General features: G+C 70.6%; 25 protein-coding genes. 12 read left to right on the top strand and 13 right to left on the bottom strand.

Going from position 1 to position 21,323, the window contains the following annotated elements; all coding sequences use genetic code 11:
- Positions 1 to 42 precede the first annotated feature (42 nt).
- Positions 43 to 765, top strand: a complete 723-nt coding sequence (locus ACIBI9_RS08400) for a DUF1707 domain-containing protein (RefSeq protein WP_397221278.1) — start codon at positions 43 to 45, stop codon at positions 763 to 765.
- Between the two features lie 7 nt (positions 766 to 772).
- Here ACIBI9_RS08400 and ACIBI9_RS08395 read toward each other — a convergent pair whose 3' ends face one another.
- The 4 genes from ACIBI9_RS08395 to ACIBI9_RS08380 all read right to left on the bottom strand — a co-directional run bounded on the left by ACIBI9_RS08395 (position 773) and on the right by ACIBI9_RS08380 (position 4,311).
- Complete coding sequence (locus tag ACIBI9_RS08395) at positions 773 to 1,567, bottom strand: sirohydrochlorin chelatase (RefSeq protein ID WP_397221277.1); 795 nt, start codon at positions 1,565 to 1,567, stop codon at positions 773 to 775.
- Complete coding sequence (locus ACIBI9_RS08390; protein ID WP_397221276.1) at positions 1,549 to 2,277, bottom strand: phosphoadenylyl-sulfate reductase; 729 nt, start codon at positions 2,275 to 2,277, stop codon at positions 1,549 to 1,551. The genes ACIBI9_RS08395 and ACIBI9_RS08390 overlap by 19 nt, the downstream gene beginning before the upstream one ends.
- A gap of 136 nt (positions 2,278 to 2,413) precedes the next feature.
- Positions 2,414 to 4,117, bottom strand: coding sequence for a nitrite/sulfite reductase (locus ACIBI9_RS08385; RefSeq protein ID WP_397221275.1), 1,704 nt, complete (start codon positions 4,115 to 4,117; stop codon positions 2,414 to 2,416).
- Positions 4,118 to 4,224: 107 nt separating this feature from the next.
- Complete coding sequence (locus tag ACIBI9_RS08380) at positions 4,225 to 4,311, bottom strand: putative leader peptide (RefSeq protein ID WP_350723228.1); 87 nt, start codon at positions 4,309 to 4,311, stop codon at positions 4,225 to 4,227.
- Positions 4,312 to 4,561: 250 nt separating this feature from the next.
- Between ACIBI9_RS08380 and ACIBI9_RS08375 the strand changes: the two genes are divergently transcribed.
- The 6 genes from ACIBI9_RS08375 (at position 4,562) to glyA (ending at position 9,154) form a co-directional block, all read left to right on the top strand.
- The gene (locus ACIBI9_RS08375; RefSeq protein WP_397221825.1) at positions 4,562 to 5,326 is read left to right on the top strand and encodes a TIGR03084 family metal-binding protein; all 765 of its coding nucleotides are present in this window, start codon (positions 4,562 to 4,564) and stop codon (positions 5,324 to 5,326) included.
- Positions 5,327 to 5,380: 54 nt separating this feature from the next.
- Positions 5,381 to 5,755, top strand: a complete 375-nt coding sequence (locus ACIBI9_RS08370; protein WP_397221274.1) for a YccF domain-containing protein — start codon at positions 5,381 to 5,383, stop codon at positions 5,753 to 5,755.
- A 57-nt stretch (positions 5,756 to 5,812) separates the two neighbouring features.
- Complete coding sequence (locus ACIBI9_RS08365) at positions 5,813 to 6,745, top strand: YihY/virulence factor BrkB family protein (protein ID WP_397221273.1); 933 nt, start codon at positions 5,813 to 5,815, stop codon at positions 6,743 to 6,745.
- A gap of 109 nt (positions 6,746 to 6,854) precedes the next feature.
- Entirely contained in the window at positions 6,855 to 7,226 is a 372-nt protein-coding gene (locus tag ACIBI9_RS08360) for a protein kinase (protein ID WP_397221824.1), read from the top strand.
- Positions 7,227 to 7,276: 50 nt separating this feature from the next.
- Complete coding sequence (locus tag ACIBI9_RS08355) at positions 7,277 to 7,705, top strand: hypothetical protein (RefSeq protein ID WP_397221272.1); 429 nt, start codon at positions 7,277 to 7,279, stop codon at positions 7,703 to 7,705.
- A gap of 198 nt (positions 7,706 to 7,903) precedes the next feature.
- On the top strand, positions 7,904 to 9,154 hold the full coding sequence (gene glyA / locus ACIBI9_RS08350) for a serine hydroxymethyltransferase (protein ID WP_397221271.1): 1,251 nt from the start codon (positions 7,904 to 7,906) through the stop codon (positions 9,152 to 9,154).
- 740 nt (positions 9,155 to 9,894) lie between these two features.
- On the opposite strand, the gene ACIBI9_RS08345 is transcribed toward glyA, so the two are convergent.
- The 3 genes from ACIBI9_RS08345 to ACIBI9_RS08335 all read right to left on the bottom strand — a co-directional run bounded on the left by ACIBI9_RS08345 (position 9,895) and on the right by ACIBI9_RS08335 (position 12,540).
- A complete protein-coding gene (locus ACIBI9_RS08345; protein ID WP_397221270.1) occupies positions 9,895 to 11,181 on the bottom strand; it encodes a CHRD domain-containing protein in 1,287 nt (428 codons plus the stop codon).
- A gap of 163 nt (positions 11,182 to 11,344) precedes the next feature.
- Positions 11,345 to 12,055, bottom strand: coding sequence for an anti-sigma factor family protein (locus ACIBI9_RS08340; RefSeq protein WP_397221269.1), 711 nt, complete (start codon positions 12,053 to 12,055; stop codon positions 11,345 to 11,347).
- Entirely contained in the window at positions 12,052 to 12,540 is a 489-nt protein-coding gene (locus ACIBI9_RS08335; RefSeq protein WP_397221823.1) for a sigma-70 family RNA polymerase sigma factor, read from the bottom strand. Before ACIBI9_RS08335 ends, ACIBI9_RS08340 begins: the two co-directional genes overlap by 4 nt.
- A 357-nt stretch (positions 12,541 to 12,897) precedes the next feature.
- Here ACIBI9_RS08335 and rsgA point away from each other — a divergent pair, with 357 nt between their 5' ends.
- Together rsgA and ACIBI9_RS08325 are read left to right on the top strand one after the other, a co-directional pair.
- Positions 12,898 to 13,995 (top strand): ribosome small subunit-dependent GTPase A, encoded by a 1,098-nt coding sequence (gene rsgA / locus ACIBI9_RS08330; RefSeq protein ID WP_397221268.1) that lies wholly within the window; start codon positions 12,898 to 12,900, stop codon positions 13,993 to 13,995.
- Positions 13,996 to 14,052: 57 nt separating this feature from the next.
- The gene (locus ACIBI9_RS08325) at positions 14,053 to 14,685 is read left to right on the top strand and encodes a phosphoribosyltransferase (protein ID WP_397221267.1); all 633 of its coding nucleotides are present in this window, start codon (positions 14,053 to 14,055) and stop codon (positions 14,683 to 14,685) included.
- Positions 14,686 to 14,759: 74 nt separating this feature from the next.
- On the opposite strand, the gene ACIBI9_RS08320 is transcribed toward ACIBI9_RS08325, so the two are convergent.
- Complete coding sequence (locus tag ACIBI9_RS08320; RefSeq protein WP_394490148.1) at positions 14,760 to 15,131, bottom strand: ATP-binding protein; 372 nt, start codon at positions 15,129 to 15,131, stop codon at positions 14,760 to 14,762.
- A gap of 231 nt (positions 15,132 to 15,362) precedes the next feature.
- Here ACIBI9_RS08320 and ACIBI9_RS08315 point away from each other — a divergent pair, with 231 nt between their 5' ends.
- Positions 15,363 to 16,244 carry a helix-turn-helix domain-containing protein gene (locus tag ACIBI9_RS08315; protein ID WP_397221266.1) on the top strand — a complete coding sequence of 294 codons (882 nt, stop codon included), beginning with the start codon at positions 15,363 to 15,365 and terminating at the stop codon, positions 16,242 to 16,244.
- Positions 16,245 to 16,379: 135 nt separating this feature from the next.
- Positions 16,380 to 16,613 carry a DUF397 domain-containing protein gene (locus ACIBI9_RS08310; RefSeq protein ID WP_127935054.1) on the top strand — a complete coding sequence of 78 codons (234 nt, stop codon included), beginning with the start codon at positions 16,380 to 16,382 and terminating at the stop codon, positions 16,611 to 16,613.
- 29 nt (positions 16,614 to 16,642) lie between these two features.
- Here ACIBI9_RS08310 and ACIBI9_RS08305 read toward each other — a convergent pair whose 3' ends face one another.
- Positions 16,643 to 17,284, bottom strand: coding sequence for a hypothetical protein (locus tag ACIBI9_RS08305; RefSeq protein WP_397221265.1), 642 nt, complete (start codon positions 17,282 to 17,284; stop codon positions 16,643 to 16,645).
- Positions 17,285 to 17,360: 76 nt separating this feature from the next.
- Between ACIBI9_RS08305 and ACIBI9_RS08300 the strand changes: the two genes are divergently transcribed.
- Positions 17,361 to 17,768 carry an NUDIX domain-containing protein gene (locus ACIBI9_RS08300; RefSeq protein WP_397221264.1) on the top strand — a complete coding sequence of 136 codons (408 nt, stop codon included), beginning with the start codon at positions 17,361 to 17,363 and terminating at the stop codon, positions 17,766 to 17,768.
- A 110-nt stretch (positions 17,769 to 17,878) separates the two neighbouring features.
- On the opposite strand, the gene ACIBI9_RS08295 is transcribed toward ACIBI9_RS08300, so the two are convergent.
- From ACIBI9_RS08295 to ACIBI9_RS08280, 4 genes are all read right to left on the bottom strand, one after another.
- Positions 17,879 to 18,190, bottom strand: a complete 312-nt coding sequence (locus ACIBI9_RS08295; protein WP_080036407.1) for a WhiB family transcriptional regulator — start codon at positions 18,188 to 18,190, stop codon at positions 17,879 to 17,881.
- Positions 18,191 to 18,290: 100 nt separating this feature from the next.
- On the bottom strand, positions 18,291 to 19,166 hold the full coding sequence (locus tag ACIBI9_RS08290) for a sucrase ferredoxin (protein ID WP_397221263.1): 876 nt from the start codon (positions 19,164 to 19,166) through the stop codon (positions 18,291 to 18,293).
- A gap of 112 nt (positions 19,167 to 19,278) precedes the next feature.
- The gene (locus tag ACIBI9_RS08285; protein ID WP_397221262.1) at positions 19,279 to 20,778 is read right to left on the bottom strand and encodes a glycerol-3-phosphate dehydrogenase/oxidase; all 1,500 of its coding nucleotides are present in this window, start codon (positions 20,776 to 20,778) and stop codon (positions 19,279 to 19,281) included.
- 16 nt (positions 20,779 to 20,794) lie between these two features.
- Positions 20,795 to 21,304, bottom strand: coding sequence for a TetR/AcrR family transcriptional regulator (locus ACIBI9_RS08280; protein ID WP_397221261.1), 510 nt, complete (start codon positions 21,302 to 21,304; stop codon positions 20,795 to 20,797).
- Between the last annotated feature and the right edge of the window lie 19 nt (positions 21,305 to 21,323).

Here is a 21,323-nt window from a genome sequence, read left to right as displayed (position 1 = left end):
GGGAGGAGTCGCATTCCCGGCAAGACGCGATATGTTGCGAGTATGAGTGATCCCGGTGGGCTCCGCGCCTCGGACGCCGAGCGCGAGGCCGTCGTCGAGCAGCTCCGTGTCGCATCGGTCGAGGGCAGGCTGACGCTCGCCGAGCTGACCGACCGTACGGAGGCCGCCTATACCGCGACCACGCACGCCGAGCTGGCCCTGCTCACCCAGGACCTGCCGGCGGGGGCCACGCCCGCTCCGGCGCCCGCCCCGACGCCCTCGGGCAGGAAGCGGCGGTGGTTCGTGGGCGTCATGGGCGACTCCAAGCGCCGCGGGACCTGGCGGATCGACCAGGAGCTCGGCGCGGTCGCCGTGATGGGCGACGTGCTGCTCGACCTGCGCGAGGCCGAAGTGCGTACGGACATGGTGGACATCATGGCCGTCTCCGTGATGGGCGACGTCAAGATCATCGTCCCCGACGGCGTCAACGTGGACCTCGACGGCATGGCCGTCATGGGCGACAAGCGCGTGGACGTCCTCCAGGCGGCCCCCGGCATGAACGTCCCGGTGGTGCGCGTGCGCGCGTACGCGGTGATGGGGGACGTCAAGGTGATCGGCGACTCGCAGGCGCAGCCGGTGCAGCGCGGGTTCGCGGCCTGGCGGGAGCACTGGCGGCGGTTGCACGGCGAGGACTGGCGGGCGCTGGGCCGGCAGATGCGGCAGGAGGCCCGCGAGCTGGGCCGGCAGGTGCGCGAGGACGGCCGCCGCGACCGGTGGGGCTACTGACCCAGGCTCAGCCGACCAGGGAGGACACCGGCTGCCGCTGGGCCGCCTCGTAACGCTCCAGGAGCACGTCCACCAGCTCCGGCGCCGGGCCGAGCACGTCCGACACGACCGCGGCCCCGGCCTCCAGGCTCGTCTGCCGTACCTTGTCGGCGAAGTAGCCGGGCGCCAGCAGGTACGGCGCGACGACCACCTTCGGCGCGCCCGCCCGCCTGAGCGCGGCCACGGCCTCGGCGGGCGACGGATCGGCGGCCGACGCGTAGGCGGGGGACACCGTCCACCAGCCCGAACGCCGCCACGCGCGCGCCTGCCTCGCGATCACCGCGTTGGCCCTGGCGTCGCTCGAACCCGCCGACACCAGCACCACCGCGGTCTCCGGGTCCCCGGCGCGCACGCCCGCCTCGGCCAGGCGCCGCTCCAGCGCCGTCAGCAGCAGCGGGTGCGGCCCCAGCGTGGTGCCGTAGTGCACGCGCAGGCGCGGCTCGCGCGCCCGGACCTCGTTCAGCGCCGTCGGCAGGTCCACCCGGCTGTGGTAGGCCTCGGTGAGCAGCAGCGGCAGCACAACGGCCTCCTGGAGGCCGCTCAGCGCCTGCCCCAGTGCCGGAGTGCAGTGGTCGAGGTAGGCCACCCGTACGGGCACCTCAGGGCGCGCCAGGCGTACCCGGTCGAGCAGCGCGGCCACGGTGGCGGCGGCACGCGGATCTCGCGACCCGTGCGCCACCGCCACCAGTGGCACGCGGCCGGGGGCCGCCCCGCCTGCCAACGGGACGGGTCCCCTGCTGGGGATCACAGGTGAATGCCGCATTCGACCTTCCCCAGGCCCGCCCAGCGTCCGCTGCGCGGATCCTCTCCCTCAGCGACCTGCCGCGTGCACGGCGCGCAGCCGATCGAGGGGTAGTTGTCGTAGTGCAACGGGTTGATCAGCACCCCGTTGTCGGCGATGTAGTTGTCGACGTCCTCCTGGGTCCAGGCCGCGATCGGGTTGACCTTGACCATCTGCCGCTTGGCGTCCCACTCGACGACCTTGGAGCCGGCGCGGCTGGGGGACTCGTCGCGGCGGATGCCGGAGATCCACGCCAGGTACGGCTCCAGTGCCCGGTTGAGCGGCTCGACCTTGCGCAGGAAGCAGCACAGGTCGGGGTTGCGGCCGAACAGGCGCGGGCCGAGGTCGCGATCCTGCTCCTCGACCGTCCGCGACGGCTTGATGTCGATCACGTTGACGTCATAGACCTGGCGTACCGCGTCACGCGTGCCGACCGTCTCGGCGAAGTGGTAGCCGGTGTCGATGAACAGCACGTCGACGCCGGGCTTGACCCTGCTCACCAGGTCGATCAGGAGGGCGTCGCTCATCGAGGAGGTCAGGCACAGCCGGTCGCCGAACGTCGCCGCCGCCCACCGGATGATCTCGCGGGCGGGGGCGCCCTCGAGGAACGTCGCGGCGGACTCGACGATGTCCTGCAGGTCAAGGGTGCCGCGCTGCTGTTTCAGGCCGACCTCGATGTCCACGAGCGTCATATCTTCACTCCGATCCCAAGAAACTTAAGCTTGAAGGCGCGAGCGCAGGCGCGGCAGTACCAGCCGCCGTCCCCCTCATAGGGCTCGAGGTCCTCGTCGCCGCAGTACGGGCAGTGGAACGGGACCGCTCGCTCGCTCATTTGAGGTCCGCCTCGTCGGCCCGCTGCACCCAGTCGGCGAACGACTCGCCTTCCTTCTTCTGGGCGTCGTAGTGCTTGACGACGCGCTCCACGTAGTCGGGCAGCGCCTTGGCGGTGGTCTTGAGGCCGCGGACCTTGCGCCCGAAGCCGGCGTTGACGCCGAGGGAGCCGCCCAGGTGGATCTGGAAGCCCTCGACCTGGTCGCCGTTCTCGTCCACCACGAGCTGGCCCTTGAGGCCGATGTCGGCGACCTGGATGCGGGCGCAGGAGTTGGGGCAGCCGTTGACGTTGATCGTCAGCGGCTCGTCGAACGTGGGCAGCCGCCGCTCCAGCTCGTCGATCAGGTCGGCGGCCGTGGCCTTGGTCTCGACGATGGCCAGCTTGCAGTACTCGATGCCGGTGCAGGCCATCGTCTGGCGGCGGAACGTGGACGGCCTGACCCGCAGGTCGTTGGCCTCCAGCTCGGCCACGATCGAGTCGACCTGGTCGGGCGCCACGTCGAGGATGACCATCTTCTGCTCGACGGTCGTGCGGACCCGGCCGGAGCCGTGCCGCTCGGCGATGTCGGCGATCAGGTGCAGCTTGTCGCCGTCGAGCCGGCCCACCTTGGGCGCGAAGCCGACGTAGAAGTTGCCGTCCTTCTGCGGGAAGACGCCCACGTGGTCGCGGCGGCTGCCGCGCGGCTGCTCGGGGGCGGGCCCGTCGGGCAGCTGCTCCTTGAGGTATTCGGTCTCCAGGATCTCCCGGAACTTCTCCGTCCCCCAGTCGTTGACCAGGAACTTGATGCGCGCGCGGTGCCGCAGCCGCCGGTAGCCGTAGTCGCGGAAGATCCCGACCACGCCCTCGAAGACGTCGGCCACCTGCTCCGGCCGGACGAACACGCCGATCCGCTTGCCCAGCATCGGGTTGGTCGACAGGCCGCCGCCCACCCACAGGTCGTAGCCGATCTCACCCTGCTCGTTGACCACGCCGACGAACGCCACGTCGTTGATCTCGTGCACCGTGCAGTGGGCGGGGCAGCCGCTCAGCGCCGACTTGAACTTGCGGGGCAGGTTGGAGTACGCCGGGTTGCCCACGACCCGCTCCTGCACCTCGCTGATCTGCTCGGTCGCGTCGAGAACCTCGTCGGCGTCGATCCCGGCCAGCGGACAGCCCAGGATCACGCGCGGGGTGTCGCCGCACGCCTCGGTGGTGGACAGGCCCACGGCCTCCAGACGCTGCCAGATGTCCGGCACCGACTCGATCTCGATCCAGTGGAGCTGGATGTTCTGGCGGTCGGTCAGGTCGGCGGTGCCGCGGCCGTACTCGTTGGAGATGTCCGCGATCGTGCGCAGCTGGGCGAGGTCGAGCTGGCCGCCGTCGATGCGCACCCGCAGCATGAAGTAGCGGTCGTCGAGCTCCTCCGGCTCCAGGATGGCGGTCTTGCCGCCGTCGATGCCGGGCTTGCGCTGGGTGTAGAGGCCGTACCAGCGCATGCGGCCACGCAGGTCGGCCGGGTCGATCGAGTCGAAGCCCCGCTTGGAGTAGATGTCGATGATGCGCTGTCGGACGTTGAGGCCGTCGTCGTTCTTCTTGTTCTCTTCGTTCTTGTTGAGCGGCTCACGGTAACCGAGAGCCCACTGGCCTTCGCCGCGCGGGCGCTTGTGGTGCCGGCTGGCAGGAGTGCGGCTGGCAGGAGTGCGGCTGGCAGGGGTGCTCATTGCGCGTCCTTCGGTTCATGGGCGCGCGCAGGGTTCCTCCTGCCTCGTCGTCGAGGGCAGGGGTGGAGAGGAGGTGTGCGACGCGCTCAGCGGTAGAAAAGGCTGGGTTACAGGCGGGCGTCGCAACAGATGGCACTGCGGACACGCTGGAGGTCGACGTGGCGTCGACCGACGAGCATGGGGTCCGCTGGCATACCTAGAAGATACTCTGGCCGTCCCGTTTGTCCAAGACAGGGTCCAGAGTGTGGGACTGTCCAGCTCGCTCAGCCCTGGCTCTTCCAGCTGAGGTCGGGCTCGTGGGGCTTGTCCTGGACCTGGTGCTGGCAGTCGCACCAGGAGCCGCCACGACAGTCCTCGTGTCGTTTGTCCTTGCAGCTCTCGCAGATCACATTGCGATTATTCTCCTAGAACGTTGTTCGGGTTAGGCTGGCGGGCGTGGATCTCATGGCCGAGTTGCTCGACGACCTGCGCGCCGAGACCGCGTCCCTCGAAGCTCTGCTCGATCCTCTGAGGGACGTGGACTGGGAGCGGCCGACGCCCGCCGAGGGATGGGCGGTCCGCGACCAGGTGAGCCATCTGGCCTGGTTCGACGACGCCGCCGTGCGCGCGGCCACCGACCCCGGCGGCTTCCAGGACTCGCTGGCGGGTTTCACGTCCGTGGACGACCTCGCCCTCGAGTCGCGCGGGATGCCGCCGGCCGAGCTGCGCGCGTGGTTCCGCGCGGCCCGCTCCCGCAGCCTGGCGGTGTTCGCGACGCTGGACGCGCGCGATCGGGTGCCGTGGTTCGGGCCCGCCATGTCGGCCGCCTCCTTCGTGACCGCGCGGCTGATGGAGACGTGGGCGCACGGCCAGGACGTGGCCGACGCGCTCGGCGTCGCCAGGGAGCCGACGGCCCGGCTGCGCCACGTGGCCACGATGGGTTTCCGCGCCCGGCCCTACAGCTTCGCCGTGCGCGGCCTGCCGGTGCCCGAGGAGACCGTACGCGCCGAGCTGGCCATGCCGGACGGCACCACCTGGACGGCGGGGCCCGAGGGCGCCGACGGCCTCGTCCGCGGCACCGTCCTCGACTTCTGCCTGGCCGTCACCCAGCGCGTCCACCTGTCCGACACCGCGCTGGAGCTGACCGGCGAGCCCGCGCGGGCCTGGATGGAGATCGCGCAGGCATTCGCCGGGCCCCCTGGCAAGGGGCGGGCGCCCCGGTCAGGGTGAAGTCAGGGTCTTGCCGGATGACGTGGGCGGCCCGGCCGGTGACATCCTTCGAATATGCGCACGATTCTGAACGTCATCTGGCTGATCTTCGCGGGACTCTGGCTGGCCGCCGGCTACGCGCTGGCCGGGATCATCTGCTGCATCCTGATCGTCACGATCCCGTTCGGCATCGCGTCGTTCCGGATCGCGGCGTACGCGCTGTGGCCGTTCGGCAGGACCGTGGTGCGCGACCCCGGCGCGGGCGCGTTCTCCTTGATCGGCAACGTCATCTGGTGCGTGGTCGCCGGCGTCTGGCTGGCCATCGGCCACGTCGTGACGTCGATCCCGCTGTTCCTGTCGATCATCGGCATCCCGATGGGCGTCGCGAACCTCAAACTCATCCCCGTTTCCCTGCTTCCGCTGGGCGCACGCATCGTTGACAACGACTAGGGCAGTCCCCGGGACGTAAGCTGTCCCGAAGAGTCACTGCGAATACCGTTGGGTGCCATGACGTCCACCGATGCGCCTCCCCGGCCGAAGAGAGGGCTCGTCTCCAACGCCAGGGCCAGGCTGAGCTGGGTGCTCGACACGAAATCGTGGGCGATCGTCCGCGCGGCCACCAACGCCGGTGTCACCTACCGGGTCACCGGCCTGGCGGGCGAGGCGGCGTTCTTCGCGCTGCTGTCGCTGCCGCCGTTCGTGCTGGGCCTGATCGGTGTGCTGGCCAAGCTCGGCACGTGGCTGGGCTCCAGCGTGGTCGCTCAGGTCAAGGCGTGGGTGATCGAGCAGGCGGGGGTGCTGTTCACCGACGAGGCCGTGAGCAAGGTGATCAACCCGCTGCTCACCGACGTGCTCAGCGACGACGCGAGCAAGGTGTCGATCATCTCGGTCGGCTTCCTGCTGTCGCTCTGGTCCGGCTCCAGGGCTCTTTACGTGTACGTCGACCTCATCTCCGTGGCCTACGGGCTCGGCGAGGAGCGCGGCATCATCCGCACCAGGCTGATGTCGTTCGGCCTCTACGTCGTCGGCCTGATCATCGGCATCATCGTCATGCCGATCCTCGTCATCGGGCCGACCCTGCTCAGGGACGCCCTGCCCGCCCAGTACGGCGTCCTCATCGACATCCTCTACTGGCCGGTCGTGATCATCGGCTCGGTCCTGTTCCTGACCGTGCTCTACCACGTCAGCGTGCCGGTACGGACCAAGTGGTACCGGGAGCTGCCCGGCGCGATCCTGGCGCTGTTCCTGTGGATCGTGTGCGCGGCCGTGCTGCGGGCCGTGCTGGCCGCCTGGTTCTCGCCCGTCTCCGTCTACGGGTCGCTGGCCGCGCCCATCGCCGTGCTCCTCTGGCTCTACATCACCGCCCTGGCCGTGCTCATCGGGGCCATCCTGAACGCCGAGGTGGACCGGCTCTGGCCGGGCGTCAGCCGTACCAAATAGAGCCTGCCGATATGGAGGCGCAGCGGAGAGGCGGGCCTCACACCCTCGTGCGCAAGCTGGGCGAAGGCGGCATGGGCTTCGTCTACCTGGCCGGACGGCGGCACCGCACCTGGTCACCGAATACGTCGAGGGCCCCGATCTGGCCGCCGTGGTCAGGCAGGCCCCGCTGACCGGCGCCAATCTGGAGGCGCCGGCCGTCGGCGTGGCCACCGCGCCGGCCGCCATCCACCAGGCCGGGGTCGTCCACCGCGATCTCAAACCGTCGAACGTGCTGCTCAGCCCGGTCGGCCCCCGCGTCATCGACTTCGGCATCGCCCAGCTCGCCGACACCGCCGGGGCGCTGCCCACGGTCGCGCAGAGCATGGGCACGCCCGCGTCCGCCCCACCGCCCAGCAGCCCATGGACCGGATGCTCGGCCGCGCCGAGGTGCCGGTGGACACGGCCACCGGGATGGTCTCCGACACCTGGACCCCGCTCGTGACGCCGCTCGTGGTGCCCCCGTCCCCGGCGCCCTCCAGGAGGAAGCCATGGGTGCCCGTCGCCGGGGGCGTGCTCGCCGCCGTGCTCGGCGCGGCCCTCATGCTCGCCGTGCTGCGTCCGTGGGATTCGCCGGGCAACGAGGCCGGGACCCCGGCCGCCCGCGGCACCGTCCAGGCCGCGGGCGGCACGCTGAGCGTCCAGATCGACTCCCTGACCCGCCAGGGCGGCACGGTGCGCCTGCAGTGGACGGTCAAGAACGTCGGCACCGAGAACGCGCCCCTGGCCGGCAAACTCGGCGGCGGCGCCCTCGACACCACCGTCTCGCGGGTGAACCTCATCCCGCCCGGCGTCGGCCGGCCGATCTACCCGCCTGGGACAAGACCTGCGCGTGCACGGACCTGCCGATGGCGCCGTTCCCCGCGGGCGCGTAGTTACGGATGTACGCGATCTTCGAGGGCGTGCCGCAGGACGTCGACCTGACGGTGCTCGGCGTCATCAGGAACGTGGCCGTCGCCTCCTCGTGAAAGCGCCGATCACGAGGAAGAAGGCCCTGTGACATCCGCTATCGTCTAGGAGGAGACGCGACTGGCGCATTTGGTGGGATCGACCACCGGGGAGCGAAAGGAGCGGAGGCCGTGCGCCTGGGTCTTCGCAATTGTCAACGATGACAGGAGAATCATGAGTTCTCTCGCGAGCGTCGACCCGCAGATCGCCGAGCTCATCAAGGCGGAAGAGCGGCGCCAGGCCGACACCGTCAAGCTCATCGCGTCCGAAAACTACGTGTCCAAGGCCGTGCTCGAGGCCACCGGCACCGTCCTCACCAACAAATACTCCGAGGGCTACGCGGGCAAGCGCTACTACGAGGGCCAGCAGGTCATCGACCAGGTCGAGACCGTGGCCATCGAGCGGGCCAAGTCGCTGTTCGGCGTCAACCACGCCAACGTCCAGCCCTACTCCGGCTCGCCCGCCAACCTCGCCATCTACATGGCGTTCCTGCAGCCGGGCGACACCGTCATGGGCATGGGCCTGCCGTTCGGCGGCCACCTCACCCACGGCTGGTCCGTCTCCGCGACCGGCAAGTGGTTCAACCCGGTCCGCTACGGCGTGCGCAAGGACACCGGCCGCATCGACCTCGACGAGGTGCGGCAGCTCGCCCTCGAGCACCGGCCGAAGCTGATCTTCTGCGGCGGCACCGCGATCCCGCGCACCATCGACTTCGAGGGCTTCGCCTCGATCGCCCGCGAGGTCGGGGCCGTGCTGGCCGCCGACATCGCCCACATCGCGGGCCTGGTGGCGGGCGGCGCGCACCCGTCCCCGGTGGGCCACGCCGACGTGATCTCCACGACCACGCACAAGACGCTGCGCGGGCCGCGCGGCGCCATGCTGATGGCCACGGCCGACGAGCACGCCACCGCGCTCAACAAGGCCGTCTTCCCCGGCCTGCAGGGCGGCCCCCACAACCACACCACCGCCGCCATCGCCGTCGCGCTCCACGAGGCCGCCCAGCCGTCGTTCCGCGACTACGCCCACCAGGTCGTCGCCAACGCCAAGACCCTGGCCGACGAGCTCGCCTCCCGCGGGTTCGACCTGGTCTCCGGCGGCACCGACAACCACCTGATCCTGCTCGACCTCACGCCCAAGGGCATCGGCGGCAAGCCCGCCGCCCAGGCGCTCGACCGGGCGGGGCTGGAGACCAACTACAACACGGTCCCGTTCGACCCCCGCAAGCCGTTCGACCCGTCGGGCATCCGCATCGGCACCCCGTCCGTCACCTCCCGGGGCATGGGCGAGGCCGAGATGCGCCAGATCGGCGCGTGGATGGACGAGGTCGTCACGGCCCTGGCCAAGGGGGACGCGGAGGACGTCATCGCCCGCGTACACCACGAGGTCAGCGAGCTCACGGCTCAGTTCCCGGCCCCGGGCCTGTAACCGCTTCACGCCGTGGCGGGTGACCTCACCCGCCACGGCGGCCCGCCGTCGGTCTCCAGGGCGAAGGCCCGGACCCGGCACACGACCTCCGGCGTGCCGCCGCCGACCCGGCACACAGCCTCCGGCGTGCCGCCGACCCAGCGCGCGGCCGAGGCATCGCCGGTCCGGCGCGCCGCCTGCGGAGGTCACCGCCTGCCCGGCACACGGCCTGTGGCGGTCGCCGGCGACTCGGTGCACCGCCTCCGGACGCCGCCACCGGCCCGCCCGCGCCATGCTCCGCCGACGTGGCGCGCCAAAGGGACAGCCGGGGTCCGGCTGTCCCAATCCCGCTCCTCGGCCCGCGCACTCCCTCACCCCGCCCCGCGATGCGCCCCCGTCCCGCGATGGGCCCCGTCCCGCGATGAGCCCGGCCCCGCGATGCGCCCGGCCCCGCGATGCGCCCCGCCCCGCGATGCGGCGCCGGTCCGTGTTGATCGGCGGACGCCCCATGTCGCGGCGTGGAGATGGCGTAATGGGGAGCCCGGCGTGGGCGGCGGGTGTGGGGACGGCGGAGGGTGACTGCGCGCAGACGGCGAACGCCCCGCCGCACGGGCTCCCGGAGTGCGGCGGGGCGTTCGGTGCGGGCGGGGCGGGCCGGAGTGCCCCGCTCGCGGTCGGCCGACCGGCGGCCCGGGGGACGTGGGCCGGATCGACCGGGGAAGGCGTTCCAGGGGACGGGACCGAATCGCCCCCCAGAAGCCTCAGCCCAGGAACAGGTAGTCGGCCCCGTACGGGACCCGGGCCTCGGCGCCCGGCGTGCAGGCGCCGGACGGCGCGACGCCGCCGGTGGTGTTCAGGCGCAGGATCTGCGTGGCGTGCGCGAGCAGCCCGCTGTCCTTGCCCGCCTGGGTGGCGTCCAGCACCAGCTCGGGGATGTTGCCGTCGCCGTTGGGCGTCTTGGTGACGACCGCGCCGCGCACCGCGCTGCCGTCGGGAGCGATCCACTGCGGCGGTCCCGCGGCGGGCGTCACGAACGAGTGGTCGATCCCGCGCCGCAGCTTGGCCGAGACGCCCAGCTGGGTGAAGGCGTACCCGCCGTTCGGCTGCGCCGTGCAGGAGTAGATCTGCGCGCCGCGCAGCACCTCGGCGGTGAGCGCGCGCGGGTGGGTGAAGGGCCGGTCGGACAGCTGGCCGCGCACGGCGCCGCCGTCGAAGTCGGAGGTGTGCAGGTTCGCGTAGTAGCGGTCGGGGTGGGCGGCGATGCGCTTGACGACGCCGGCGGCGACCGGGGTCTCGCCCGCGACGCCGGTCACGTTCTCCGGGAGGGCGCCCGCGAACAGGTCCGCGACCACTGGACCGTTCCCGCCTGCGGAACCCTTGTGCAGGTGGCCGTTGGTGACCACGCCGAGACCCGACCAGTAGGCCGTGTACGCGATGGACGAGCCGCCGGGACGCAGCCACCAGACGGCCTGGCCGTCCTGGTCGCCGCGCTTCTTGCCGTCGTTCTCCGGCACCTCCTGCGCCCCGTCGGCACGCGCGGAGAGCGTGGCCTGGTTGCTGCCCTGCAGCACGCCGTTGAGGTCGATCGGCTTGTTCAGCCGGTGGAACTGGCCGCGGACCGCGCCCTTGGGGTGCTTGGCGTCGTGCAGGTTGGCGTAGAAGCCGCCGGGATTGTCGATGAGCGCCTTGACCAGCTCGTTGTCGGCCCTGACGGTGCCGGTGACGCCGAGCACCCCGGCGGGCAGCGGCTTGGTGAAGAACTCGAGTCTGACGTCCCCGTTGGCGCCCTTCGCCCCCAGGTGGACGTGGCCGGCGGTGGGCGTGCCGATCTTGTTCCAGCGGGCCGCGAACGTGACCTCGTTCCCGCTGATCCTGATCACGACCGTCGAACGGCCGTCGGCGTCGCCCTTGACGCCCACCTCGTTGCCGCCACGCAGGCCGGCGGCGAGATAGACGTCGTCACCGGAGGCGTTCGCCGGCGAGGCGGGGGAGGCGAGCAGGGCGGCGGCGAGCAGCGTGCCAGGAATCACGAACTTTCGGATGAACATGGCTAAACCTCTTAAACGGTTTGATATTCCGGTTGGTACGGCAGGCAGTACGCGCCCGGGACCGGGGGAGGTTCAACCCGCGAATCCGTAATTTTGCACACAAGCCCAAAGGCATGAAAAAGCCCTCCCACCAGCGGCGGGAGGGCTTTGAGCGCCTGGCGGGTCAGGCGTTGATGGTGAGCAGTTTCTTACCTGTCGAGGTGACCACCTCGAAATGGTCGATGTCCTTCATCGGCGTCGCACTGCCGCCGTGCATGTAGAGCGGATCGGGCGAACCCGGCACTCCGTACCCGGCTGGAGGTACGGACCACCCGGTCATCACCCGGCGCTCGCCCGACTTGCCGACCGAGACCAGCTCGCACTCGAGCGGCCCCTTCACCCCGGCCAGCTTGAGCGCGGCGTGCGTGCCCCAGGCCTTCGACTCGACCACCAGCCCGCCGGTGACCCCGTCGACGCCCTTCCCCTCGATGGGCGTGCCGTCGGCGTAGAACTGCTCGGCCGGGCCCATGTGGCTGCCGTGCCCCTGGGCGATCTGGGGGACGTCGTCGGCGGAGAGCTGCGTGCCGACCGTCAGCCCGCCGGCCACCAGCGTGACCGCCGCCGCCATCCCGATCACGAACGTTCCCCTGCGCGTCTTCCTGTCGGTCCTCCTCTTGCGCTGGAGCAGATCGATCACCGGTTCGGGGGACGGCGCCCCGTAGTCCTCCACCGGGCCGATCCCGCTCAGCACGCTGGCCATGCCGGACAGATCGGACAGCTCGGCACGACAGGGAGCGCAGCCCAGGAGATGGGCCTCGAAGGCGTGCCTGTCGTCCTCCTCCAGCAGACCGAGCGCGTACGCGCCCACGTCCGTGTGCTCGACTCTCGAAGTCACGCCGTCACCCCCCTCTCCTCAAGTGCGATCCGCAACGCGCGAACGGCGTAATAGACCCGGGACTTCACAGTGCCGACCGGGATGCCGAGCGCCTCGGCGGCGTCGTTGACCGACCGGTCACGCAAGATCGTCTCGTTGAGGATCTCGCGGTGTGCCGGCGACAACGCCTTCAGCGCCTCTGACACGACCACCTGGTGCAGCAGACCCTCCATCTCGTCGGGCACGGGCATCGTCTCCAGCGGCCCGTCACCCGACTCATGAGGGCGGGCGTCCCGGCGCCGCCGGTCATCGATCACGATACGTCTGGCGACCGTGGCCAGCCAGGGCATCAACGAGACCGACTCGGGATCGAGCTGGTCCGCACTGCGCCAAGCCCGGATCATGGTCTCCTGCACCACGTCTTCCGCCCACTGCCGATCGCCCGCAGTCAACCTGATCACGAAGGCCAGCAGGGGCCTGTGATACTCCCGGTAGAGCGCGGACACTGCCGCCTCGTCATTTGGCACCCCGTCATCCGGCCGCACGCGGCGGATCCAGTGTCGAAAACGCGGCTTCCCCATGGGGGCGGCTCCCTCGGCCGAGGGCGGGGGATAAGTGCTGGTGTGCATCATTCCCCTTTCTCGGGTCCGTCGGCAGGTGGTACGGCCAGCCGCCCAGGCAGGGTTCAACAGATCGCCATACTTAATCCGATTGCATCCGTGGGGAGTGGTGCGTAGAGTCGGCGGCAACTGATCGAGGAGGTGAGGACTATGCGGGTCGTCCTGTTCCGTATGCCTTTCGTCCACCTCCCCGGGCTTCACTGAGCTGCCCGGTTTCCCTTCTCGATCAAAGGTTTCACTGCGTTGTCTTACGATCTTTCCCTGCTCGGCTGGACCGACTTCCGCGCCGCCGAGCTGCCCGCTGACACCGTCCCCGCCCGCGTGGCCCGCGTCGACCGCGGCGCCGCCGAGGTGATCGCGGCGGAGGGTCAGCTTCACGTCAAGTACGGCGCCCGCGTCCGCAGGGCGTCGGCCGCCGACCCGGTCGCGCTGCCGTGCGTGGGCGACTGGGTCGCGCTCAGGCTGCTCCCGGAGGGCCGCTACGAGCTCGACGAGGTCCTGCCGCGCACGACCGCGTTCATCAGGGGCGGCGTGAGCCGCGACTCGGTGGGCGGCCTGTCCGGCGACGGCCAGGGCCAGGTGCTCGCCGCGAACGTCGACGTCGTCTTCGTGGCCGAGCCGTCCATGCACTCCACGGACTTCGCCGACCTCAGCCGTATCGAGCGCCTCGTCGCGCTGGCCTGGGAGTCCGGCGGCACGCCCGTGGTGCTCATCACCAAGTCCGACCTGTTCGAGGACGGTCTCGACCAGTTGCTCGCCGACGTCCGGGTGGCCGCGCCCGGCGTGGACGTGCACGCGGTCTCGTCCCTGTACGGCGACGGTGTGTCGCTGGTCGCCGGCTACCTGGAGGGCTCCCGTACGGCCGTGATCCTCGGCCCGTCGGGAGCCGGCAAGTCCACCCTGGTCAACGCGCTGGCCGGGGAGCACGTCATGGAGACCCAGCAGGTGCGCGCCGCCGACGGGCGGGGCCGGCACACCACCGTGCACCGGGAGCTCATCCCGCTGTCCGGGGGCGGGCTGGTCATCGACACGCCCGGGATCAGGCGGATCGGCCTCTACGACATCGCCGACGGCGTCGACCTGGTCTTCTCCGACATCGAGGCGCTGGCCGGACGCTGCCGCTTCGGCGACTGCGGGCACTCCGGCGAGCCGGGCTGCGCGGTGCTGGCCGCCCTGGAGGCCGGCGAGCTGCCGGAGCGGCGGCTGGAGAGCTGGCGCAAGCTGCAGCGGGAGGCGGCCTGGATGGCCTCCAGGACCGATGCCCGCCTGCGCAAGGAGCAGCAGAACAAGTGGAAGCTCATCACCAAGGAGATGCGCCGCTCGGGCCGCAGCCGGCCCTGACGGCCCGGCCGCCGCAGGTGAGGCGAGGAGCGCGTTTGAGCGGGTAGGGCACTGGTCATGGAGCTCTTCGCAGACCGTGCCCAGGCCGGGGAGCTGCTGGCCGAACGCTTGGAGGACGTGCGCGACCCCGTCGTGCTCGCCCTGCCCCGCGGCGGCGTGGCGGTGGCCCTGCCGATCGCGCGCAGGCTCGGCGCCCCCCTCGACGTCCTCGTGACGCGGAAGATCGGCTATCCGCCCACCCCGGAGCTGGGGGTGGGCGCGATAGCCGAGGGCGGCGAGCCTGTCTTCGACCACACGCTGCTGCGCCGACTCGGCATGACGCCCGAGTCAGTGGCGGACGTGGTCGAGAAGGAGCGGCGCGAGCTGGCGCGCAGGGTGCTCGCCTACCGCGGCGACCGCCCGCTGCCCTCGCTGGAGGGGCGCGAGGTGATCGTGGTGGACGACGGCCTGGCCACCGGCGGCACCGCGCGGGCCGCGCTCAGGGCGGTCCGCACGGCCAAGCCCGCCAAGGTGACGCTGGCCGTGCCGGTCGGGGCCCGGGAGACCGTCGGGTCGCTGCGGCAGGAGGCCGACGAGGTTGTGGTCCTGCGGACGCCGATCGACTTCAGGGCAGTCGGCCAGTGGTACGAGCACTTCGAGCAGCTCACCGACGCCGACGTGCTCGAACTGCTCGACCGGGCGCGGCGATGAGACCGGGCGCGGCGATGAGGCCGAGCGTGGCGATGAGGCCGAGCGTGGCGATGAGGCCGTACGCGTGCCGGAGGTCAGGCGGCGAGTACGGCCCAGACGAGCTTGCGGGCGCCGCCGGGCGACAGCCAGCCCCAGGCGGTGCAGAGGGCGTCGATCAGCCGCAGCCCCCGCCCGAACTCGGAGAACACGTCGGGGGCCGTCGCCACCGGCACGGTCCGGCTGTGGTCGGTCACCACACACGCCAGCTCCGGCCCGTGCGACAGCAGCCGGAGCTGCGCCGCCCCGCCGCCGTGCCGCATCGCGTTGGTCACCAGCTCCGAGACCACCAGCTGAGCGTCGAAGGCCAGCCCCAGCACCCCCCACGTGGTCAGCGTCTGATCGACGAACCGCCGTGCCGTCGCCACGCAGGCCGGCTCGAGCGCGACCCGCTGGTGGAAGGGGAACACCGCGTCGCACTCCCAGGCATGCCCCTCGACCAGAATGGAAGAAAGCCATCCTGGTGGCCGAGAACCGATGGCGGCTTGCGGCCGAGCGTCGAAAGTCGTCATTCTGGCCCCCGAAGCGCGGTCTGGTGATCCAATGCCCATCTTTACGGGGAGTGCTTACCGATGCAAGACTTTTCGTCGTTTACGGATGCGGATCGCATCTGCACGTGCAGATGATCTAGGAGCGGCAGGGTGAGCGCAGAGAGCGCGGAAGGGAAGCTTCTCAACCATTCGCCGGGAAGCCCGACGGTGCTGCGGATCCTGCTCGGCACTCAGCTGCGCAGGCTCCGCACGGAGAAGGGTATCTCGCGCGAGGACGCCGGGTACTCGATTCGCGCATCTCACGCCAAGATCAGCCGGCTGGAGCTCGGCCAGGTCAGCTTCAAGCAGCGGGACGTGGCCGACCTGCTGACCCTGTACGGCGTCACCGACCCCGCCGAGCGCGAGCCGCTGCTCGCCCTGGCCGAGCAGGCCAACGCCCCAGGCTGGTGGCACAAGTACGGCGACGTGCTGCCGCCCTGGTTCGAGGTCTACATCGGGCTCGAAGGCGCGGCCTCCAGCATCCGTACGTACGAGAACCAGTTCGTGCCCGGCCTCCTCCAGACCCCCGACTACGCCAGGGCCGTGATCGAACTGGCCCACGAGAAGGCCCCGAGGGCCGAGCTCGACCGGCGCGTGACGGTGCGCACCACGCGGCAGGGGCGGCTGGAGAGCGGGCTGACGGTCTGGGCGGTGATCGACGAGGCCGTCGTGCGCCGTACGATCGGCAGCTCCGAGATCATGCGCGCGCAGCTCGCCCATCTCCTCGACCTCACGGCCGAGCGCAACATCACCGTGCAGATCATGCCGTTCGACCGCGGCGGCCACGCGGCGGCCGGGGGCCCGTTCAGCATCCTGCGCTTCCCCGAGCCCGAGCTGCCCGACGTCGTCTACATGGAGCAGCTCACCAGCGCCCTCTACCTGGACAAACCCGCTGACTCCGACCACTACATGGAAGTCATGGACCGGCTCAGCATCCAGGCCGAGGAACCCAAGGAGACCAGGCGTTTTCTGGAACGCCTCCTTTCCCGATGAGCTGCTGATATCCCTGTGACCCACCCCATATCGGGTTTTTTGGTCGTCCGCTATATGGAGACCGACGCGTTACCGTATTGTCTCCTCGCAAACGCGGATGCACGTGCATCCGTAAGATCGCAAGGAGCTGCCCCCATGCATGAGTTCCGGAACGGAACGCCCGCCGGCCGCCTTCCTGTCGTCTGGCGCAAGAGCAAGCGGAGCAACCCCAACGGCAACTGCGTCGAAGTCGCGAACCTGCCCACGGGGGAGATAGCCATGCGTAACTCACGTTTTCCCGAAGGTCCCGCGCTGGTCTACACCCAGGCGGAGATCACGGCGTTCGTCCTGGGGGCCAAGGACGGCGAGTTCGACGACCTGATCGTCTGAGGTCTGACGTTTAGGGGAGCGCGCGCCGCTCAGGACCGCGGCGCGCTGTACCAGCGCCACTTCACCGGGCGCTCACGGCCGGGGAGGTCGGCGCGCCCGGTGGCCCACAGCAGGGTCGTCCACGGATCCGTGTCGCGCGGGGCGTCGGGGAACAGCCGCGCCAGCACCCGGGCGCACATCCCGGCCGGCGGCGCCCACCCGAGCCCGAGCCCTTCGGCCAGGTCGTGGGTGTGGACGAGCGTCTCCACGATGCCCATCGCCGCCGAGCCCTCGGGGTCGGCCGCGCCGAAGCCGTGGTGGGCGCGGACCTCCGGCGGCGTGGTCCGCGCCATCGAGGACAACATCGCGCCGCACGCCTCCAGCACCTGCAGCAGCCCGACGGGACCGGCCTTGGGGTCGGCGTGGATGGTGTTGGCGGGGCCCTCCGGCCTGCGACTTTCCAGGACGAACGGGACGTACGTGTCCAGCGGCGGCATCCTGAGCCCGAGCTGGGCGGCATAGGCGAACAGGTCGTCGGCCAGGTGCTCGACCGTCTCCCAGCATGTCCATTCCAGCGTGCCGGCCTTGCGGTCCCACGCGGTCTCGGGTGCCTCGCGAAGGGTGGCGACGGCCAGCCGGACGGCCTCGTCGAGGTCGTCGGCGGTCACGGGGGAGGGCTGGGATTCTGTCATGCCGGGCACCTTATCGGCCGGGGGTGACAATCCTCGGAGATCCGGTTTGTCGGTGCCGCATGGGATGCTGTCGGGCATGGATGCGTTGCGCGTGGTCGCCGCGGCGGTCGTGGACCGGGGGCGGCTGCTCGTCGTGAGCAAGCACGCTGCTCCGGACGTCTTCTACCTGCCTGGGGGCAAGCCCGAGGCGGGGGAGGAGCCGGAGGAGACGCTCGCGCGTGAGCTGGCCGAGGAGCTCGGGGTGACTGCGCACGACCTGGCCCTGCTCGACCACGTCGAGGACATGGCGGCGCTGGAGGGCGTGCCCATGCGCATGACGGTCTTCACCGCCAGGGTTTCGGGGGATCCGAGGCCGGCCGCTGAGCTGGCGGCACTGGGGTGGACGGACGGGCGTGACGCGTACGTGCCGCGCCTCGCGCCTGCCGTGCGCGACCACGTGGTGCCGATGCTCGTGCGGACCGGTGCCCTCGGAGGTGCTGCCTGATCAGGCAGTTGTCCCGACCGGGTTCGCCGGAGCCTGTGCGTGGAGGGCCAAGCTCCGGTTCATCGGGACAACTGCTTGATCACGCGATGATGGTGACGCTGCCGGGTGTGTCAGGCGGCGGAGATGCCGGCGCTGGCCGCGCGGCGCATGCGACGACGACGCTCGGAGGCGCGCTCGTCTTCGTTGAGACCGCCCCACGTGCCGTACTTCTCGGGACGGGACAGCGCGTAGTCAAGGCACTCGTTGCGGACGGGGCACTGGGCGCAGATCGCCTTGGCCTTCCGCTCACGTACGTCACGCTCGGGCTGCCGCTCCCCGTCGGGGCCGAAGAAGAGCACGAGGTCCTCACCCCGGCACGCGGCATCATCCTGCCAACCCCAGCTGGGGCGCGGGCGGGCGAGCTGCCGACGTACCTGAGACATGAGAAAACCACCTTCGTGAGAGGTATTTCGGTAATTGAGCCGCATTGGACGCTTATGGCGTCACTGTTCCAACGCAACGTTGGGCCGCGATGTTCCCTGTTCAGGCGAGAGCGGGCGTGGCGTACCGCACAGGCGTGAGCCTGTCCAGCGAAACCAGCCGGTAGGTGGTGATCGTCTCGGCGCAAGCCGTACCACACGGCGCTGTGAACGCCGATGGCTCAACCACAACCTGGAGCCGGACGTCGCCGCAGCTCCGCGCGTTGACTCGCACGATGGCTACGGTGACGTCGCCGTCCGACCTGGAGGATTCCACGGCCACCGCGCCGACGGAACACTCTCCCGTATGGGCTCGGGCGAAGTGCTCCACGGCTTGCAATGGCTCAGGGATGCCTGCGCGTCCCCGGTAGCGGTCGAGAATGATCTCGCCCGACCGGTACGCGTTAGCCGCTGCCAGTGCAGCAGCCTGAGACATGCTGCCGTAGAAAATTCCGTGTGGCAAGCACACCAGGTTGGCGGCGTAGCGATCGCCGCCAACGTGTGACGTTTCCCACACTCTGTCCGGCAAAGAATCGGCCAGCGTGCGAGCGAGGGGTAGTCCAATGCGGGCGCAGCACGCATTGCGCTTGGCGTGCGTGCAGACCAGAAATACCGGCTCGTCTTCAAGTATGCAGGACTCCGGGACCACTCCCGCCACGAGCGCGTCCAGGTCAAGATCGTCGGGACCTGCGACGACACCGCTCGCCAACCAGGGGCGGTCTCCTACCGCGTACGCGAGTAGCACACGGATCCCCTGCTCCTGTGGGCGGGTCCGCTTTCCCGGCCGGCGGATCAACTGGGGCCTGATACCGCGCTCGAGCGCCCGGCGGACCAGTTCGGAGATTTTTTCAGGAAGTTCGAAGTTTTCCAGGTGCGAGGGCCAGGCGCCGGTGTATTCGACGAGCAGCCACAGCCGCGCTCCCACGGTGGCGCTGGCCAACGTGGGAACCCCTCCGGTGTGGCACCCGGCCGGATGCTCGCAGCCCCTTGCCAACGCCTGTTCACCCTCCCCGATCCGAATTAGGTAAGACTAACCTAACGGATTGGTGGGGTCAGTCGCGGGTGGTTCGGTCCAACACGTCCCGTGTCGCGGGCAGTGCGCGGTCCCTGTCCTGCTTGACCAGGCCGATCCTGGTCCGCCTGTCCAGCAGGTCGCCCTCGTCGAGCGCGCCCTCGTGCCGGACCGACCAGACCAGCTCGCCCTCGGTGATGCCGAGCCCGACCTCCTCCGGGTACGCCTTGACGAGCTCGTGCACGGCCGCGGCCTCGCTGCCGTACCGCTCGGCCAGCCGGGGCGGCACCCCGGACGGTCGCGGGCCGGCCCCGACGAGCGGGATCTTCCTGGTACGACTCCGGCGTGCTGGGAGTTTCGCGGACGAGACCGCTTCATCCACCGCGTCCTCGGCCATCCGCCGATATGTCGTGAGCTTGCCGCCGACGACCGTGACGATCCCGTCATGCGACACAACGGCGTGTCTGCGCGAGATGTCGGCCGTATTGCCGTCAGCCGCCAGAAGGGGCCTGAGGCCCGCGTAGGCGCCCGAGACCGCCTCCCGGGTCACCTGAGTCTCAAGAACCCCGTTCAGCACCTCCAGGAGCGTTCTGACGTCTTCCTCGGGCACTTCGGGAACGTCGGGGACGGGGCCGTCCACCGGTTCGTCGGTGAGGCCGACGTACACGCGGCCGTCGCGCTGGGGGAGTACGAGCGCGAATCGGTTGGTCTCTCCGGGAATGGGCACGTGCATGCCGGCGATCAGCCCGGGCAGCGTCCCCTGGGTCAGCACGAGGTGGGTGCCGCGCGAGGGGCGCAGCTTCACCTCGGGATCCAGCCCGCCCGCCCACACCCCGGCCGCGTTGATCACCACTCTGGCGCGGACGTCGAACTCCTCGCCCGTCAGCTCGTCGCGTACCAGCGCGCCCTGGCCCGTGAGCCGCAGCGCGCGGCAGCGGGTCAGCACGCGGGCGCCGTGCGCGGCGGCGGTCCTGGCGATCGCCACGACCAGGCGGGCGTCGTCCAGCAGCCGGCCGTCCCAGGACAGGAGCGCGCCGCGCAGGCCGTCGCCGTCGAGCACGGGCGCCAGCGTGCGCGTGCGGGCCGCGCTCAGCCGGGTCGGACCGGGCAGCAGCCGGCGCGGCGTGCGCGCGGCGGCCCGCAGGCCGTCGCCGAGCCGGTAGCCGCTCATCACGAGCGCCGCCTGCCGCCGCGAGACCCCCTTGGTCAGCGGCAGCAGGTACGGGTGGGCCGCGACCAGGTGCGGAGCCGTCGTGCGGAGCAGGATGCCGCGCTCGACCGCGCTCTCGTAGGCGACGTCCACCTGCCCCTTGGCCAGATAGCGCAGGCCGCCGTGGATCATCTTGGAGCTCCACCTGGACGTGCCGAAAGCCAGGTCGTGCGCGTCGATCGCCGCTACGCTGAGCCCACGGGACGCGGCGTCCAGCGCGGCGCCCGCGCCGGTCGCGCCGAGCCCGACCACCAGCACGTCGAGCCGTTCCTCCGCGACGCGGCGCAGCTCACGGGATCTTCTGCGGGCGTTCAGCGAGCTGTCGTCCAAGGTGCCTCCATGCGAGCTATCCAAGATAGGCCTCCAGCAGGGCGGTGAGCTCGCCGTCGAGCTCGTCCATGGTCACGGGGCCGAGCATCGTGGGCGCCGACAGCAGGAACGACTGCGCCACCAGCAGCACCGCCCGCGCCCTGCCCGGGCCCCCGACTGCGCGCTCCAGGACCTCGAGTATCGCCTCGTGGCTGGCGCCGCGCCGGTCGAGCAGATACGGCAGCAGCAGCTCCGGATCCGCTTCCACGATCTTCCGCCACAGCGGGTGGGCGCGCAGCCCCTTGACGCCCTCGACGACCGCCCGCACGGGGTCCGACATGTCGAGCTCCTCGACCACGCGCACCCATTCCCTGGTCATCAGGTCCGCGACCAGCGTGCGCACGTCGGGCCAGCGGCGGTAGATCGTCATCCGCGACACCCCCGCCCGGCGCGCCACGTCGGTGAGCGTCGTCCTGCGCACCCCGTAGGCCAGCACGCAGTCGCGGGCCGCGTCCAGCACGCCATCATTGTGACGAATCGACGTCATGTGTCACAGTGTAAGCGTG

The sequence above is a fragment of the Nonomuraea sp. NPDC050451 genome (genome assembly GCF_044458585.1).
The sequence above is the reverse complement of the archived record's forward strand: the minus strand, read 5'-3'. Positions and strand labels throughout refer to the sequence as shown.

Bases quoted from the DNA above. Each gene is read 5' to 3' on its own strand.
- ACIBI9_RS08400 (WP_397221278.1), top strand. From the start codon at position 43: ATGAGTGATCCCGGTGGGCTCCGCGCCTCGGACGCCGAGCGCGAGGCC.
- ACIBI9_RS08395 (WP_397221277.1), bottom strand. From the start codon at position 1,567: ATGCGGCATTCACCTGTGATCCCCAGCAGGGGACCCGTCCCGTTGGCA.
- ACIBI9_RS08390 (WP_397221276.1), bottom strand. From the start codon at position 2,277: ATGACGCTCGTGGACATCGAGGTCGGCCTGAAACAGCAGCGCGGCACC.
- ACIBI9_RS08385 (WP_397221275.1), bottom strand. From the start codon at position 4,117: ATGAGCACCCCTGCCAGCCGCACTCCTGCCAGCCGCACTCCTGCCAGC.
- ACIBI9_RS08380 (WP_350723228.1), bottom strand. From the start codon at position 4,311: ATGCCAGCGGACCCCATGCTCGTCGGTCGACGCCACGTCGACCTCCAG.
- ACIBI9_RS08375 (WP_397221825.1), top strand. From the start codon at position 4,562: ATGGCCGAGTTGCTCGACGACCTGCGCGCCGAGACCGCGTCCCTCGAA.
- ACIBI9_RS08370 (WP_397221274.1), top strand. From the start codon at position 5,381: ATGCGCACGATTCTGAACGTCATCTGGCTGATCTTCGCGGGACTCTGG.
- ACIBI9_RS08365 (WP_397221273.1), top strand. From the start codon at position 5,813: ATGACGTCCACCGATGCGCCTCCCCGGCCGAAGAGAGGGCTCGTCTCC.
- glyA (WP_397221271.1), top strand. From the start codon at position 7,904: ATGAGTTCTCTCGCGAGCGTCGACCCGCAGATCGCCGAGCTCATCAAG.
- ACIBI9_RS08345 (WP_397221270.1), bottom strand. From the start codon at position 11,181: ATGTTCATCCGAAAGTTCGTGATTCCTGGCACGCTGCTCGCCGCCGCC.
- ACIBI9_RS08325 (WP_397221267.1), top strand. From the start codon at position 14,053: ATGGAGCTCTTCGCAGACCGTGCCCAGGCCGGGGAGCTGCTGGCCGAA.
- ACIBI9_RS08310 (WP_127935054.1), top strand. From the start codon at position 16,380: ATGCATGAGTTCCGGAACGGAACGCCCGCCGGCCGCCTTCCTGTCGTC.
- ACIBI9_RS08305 (WP_397221265.1), bottom strand. From the start codon at position 17,284: ATGACAGAATCCCAGCCCTCCCCCGTGACCGCCGACGACCTCGACGAG.
- ACIBI9_RS08300 (WP_397221264.1), top strand. From the start codon at position 17,361: ATGGATGCGTTGCGCGTGGTCGCCGCGGCGGTCGTGGACCGGGGGCGG.
- ACIBI9_RS08295 (WP_080036407.1), bottom strand. From the start codon at position 18,190: ATGTCTCAGGTACGTCGGCAGCTCGCCCGCCCGCGCCCCAGCTGGGGT.
- ACIBI9_RS08280 (WP_397221261.1), bottom strand. From the start codon at position 21,304: ATGACGTCGATTCGTCACAATGATGGCGTGCTGGACGCGGCCCGCGAC.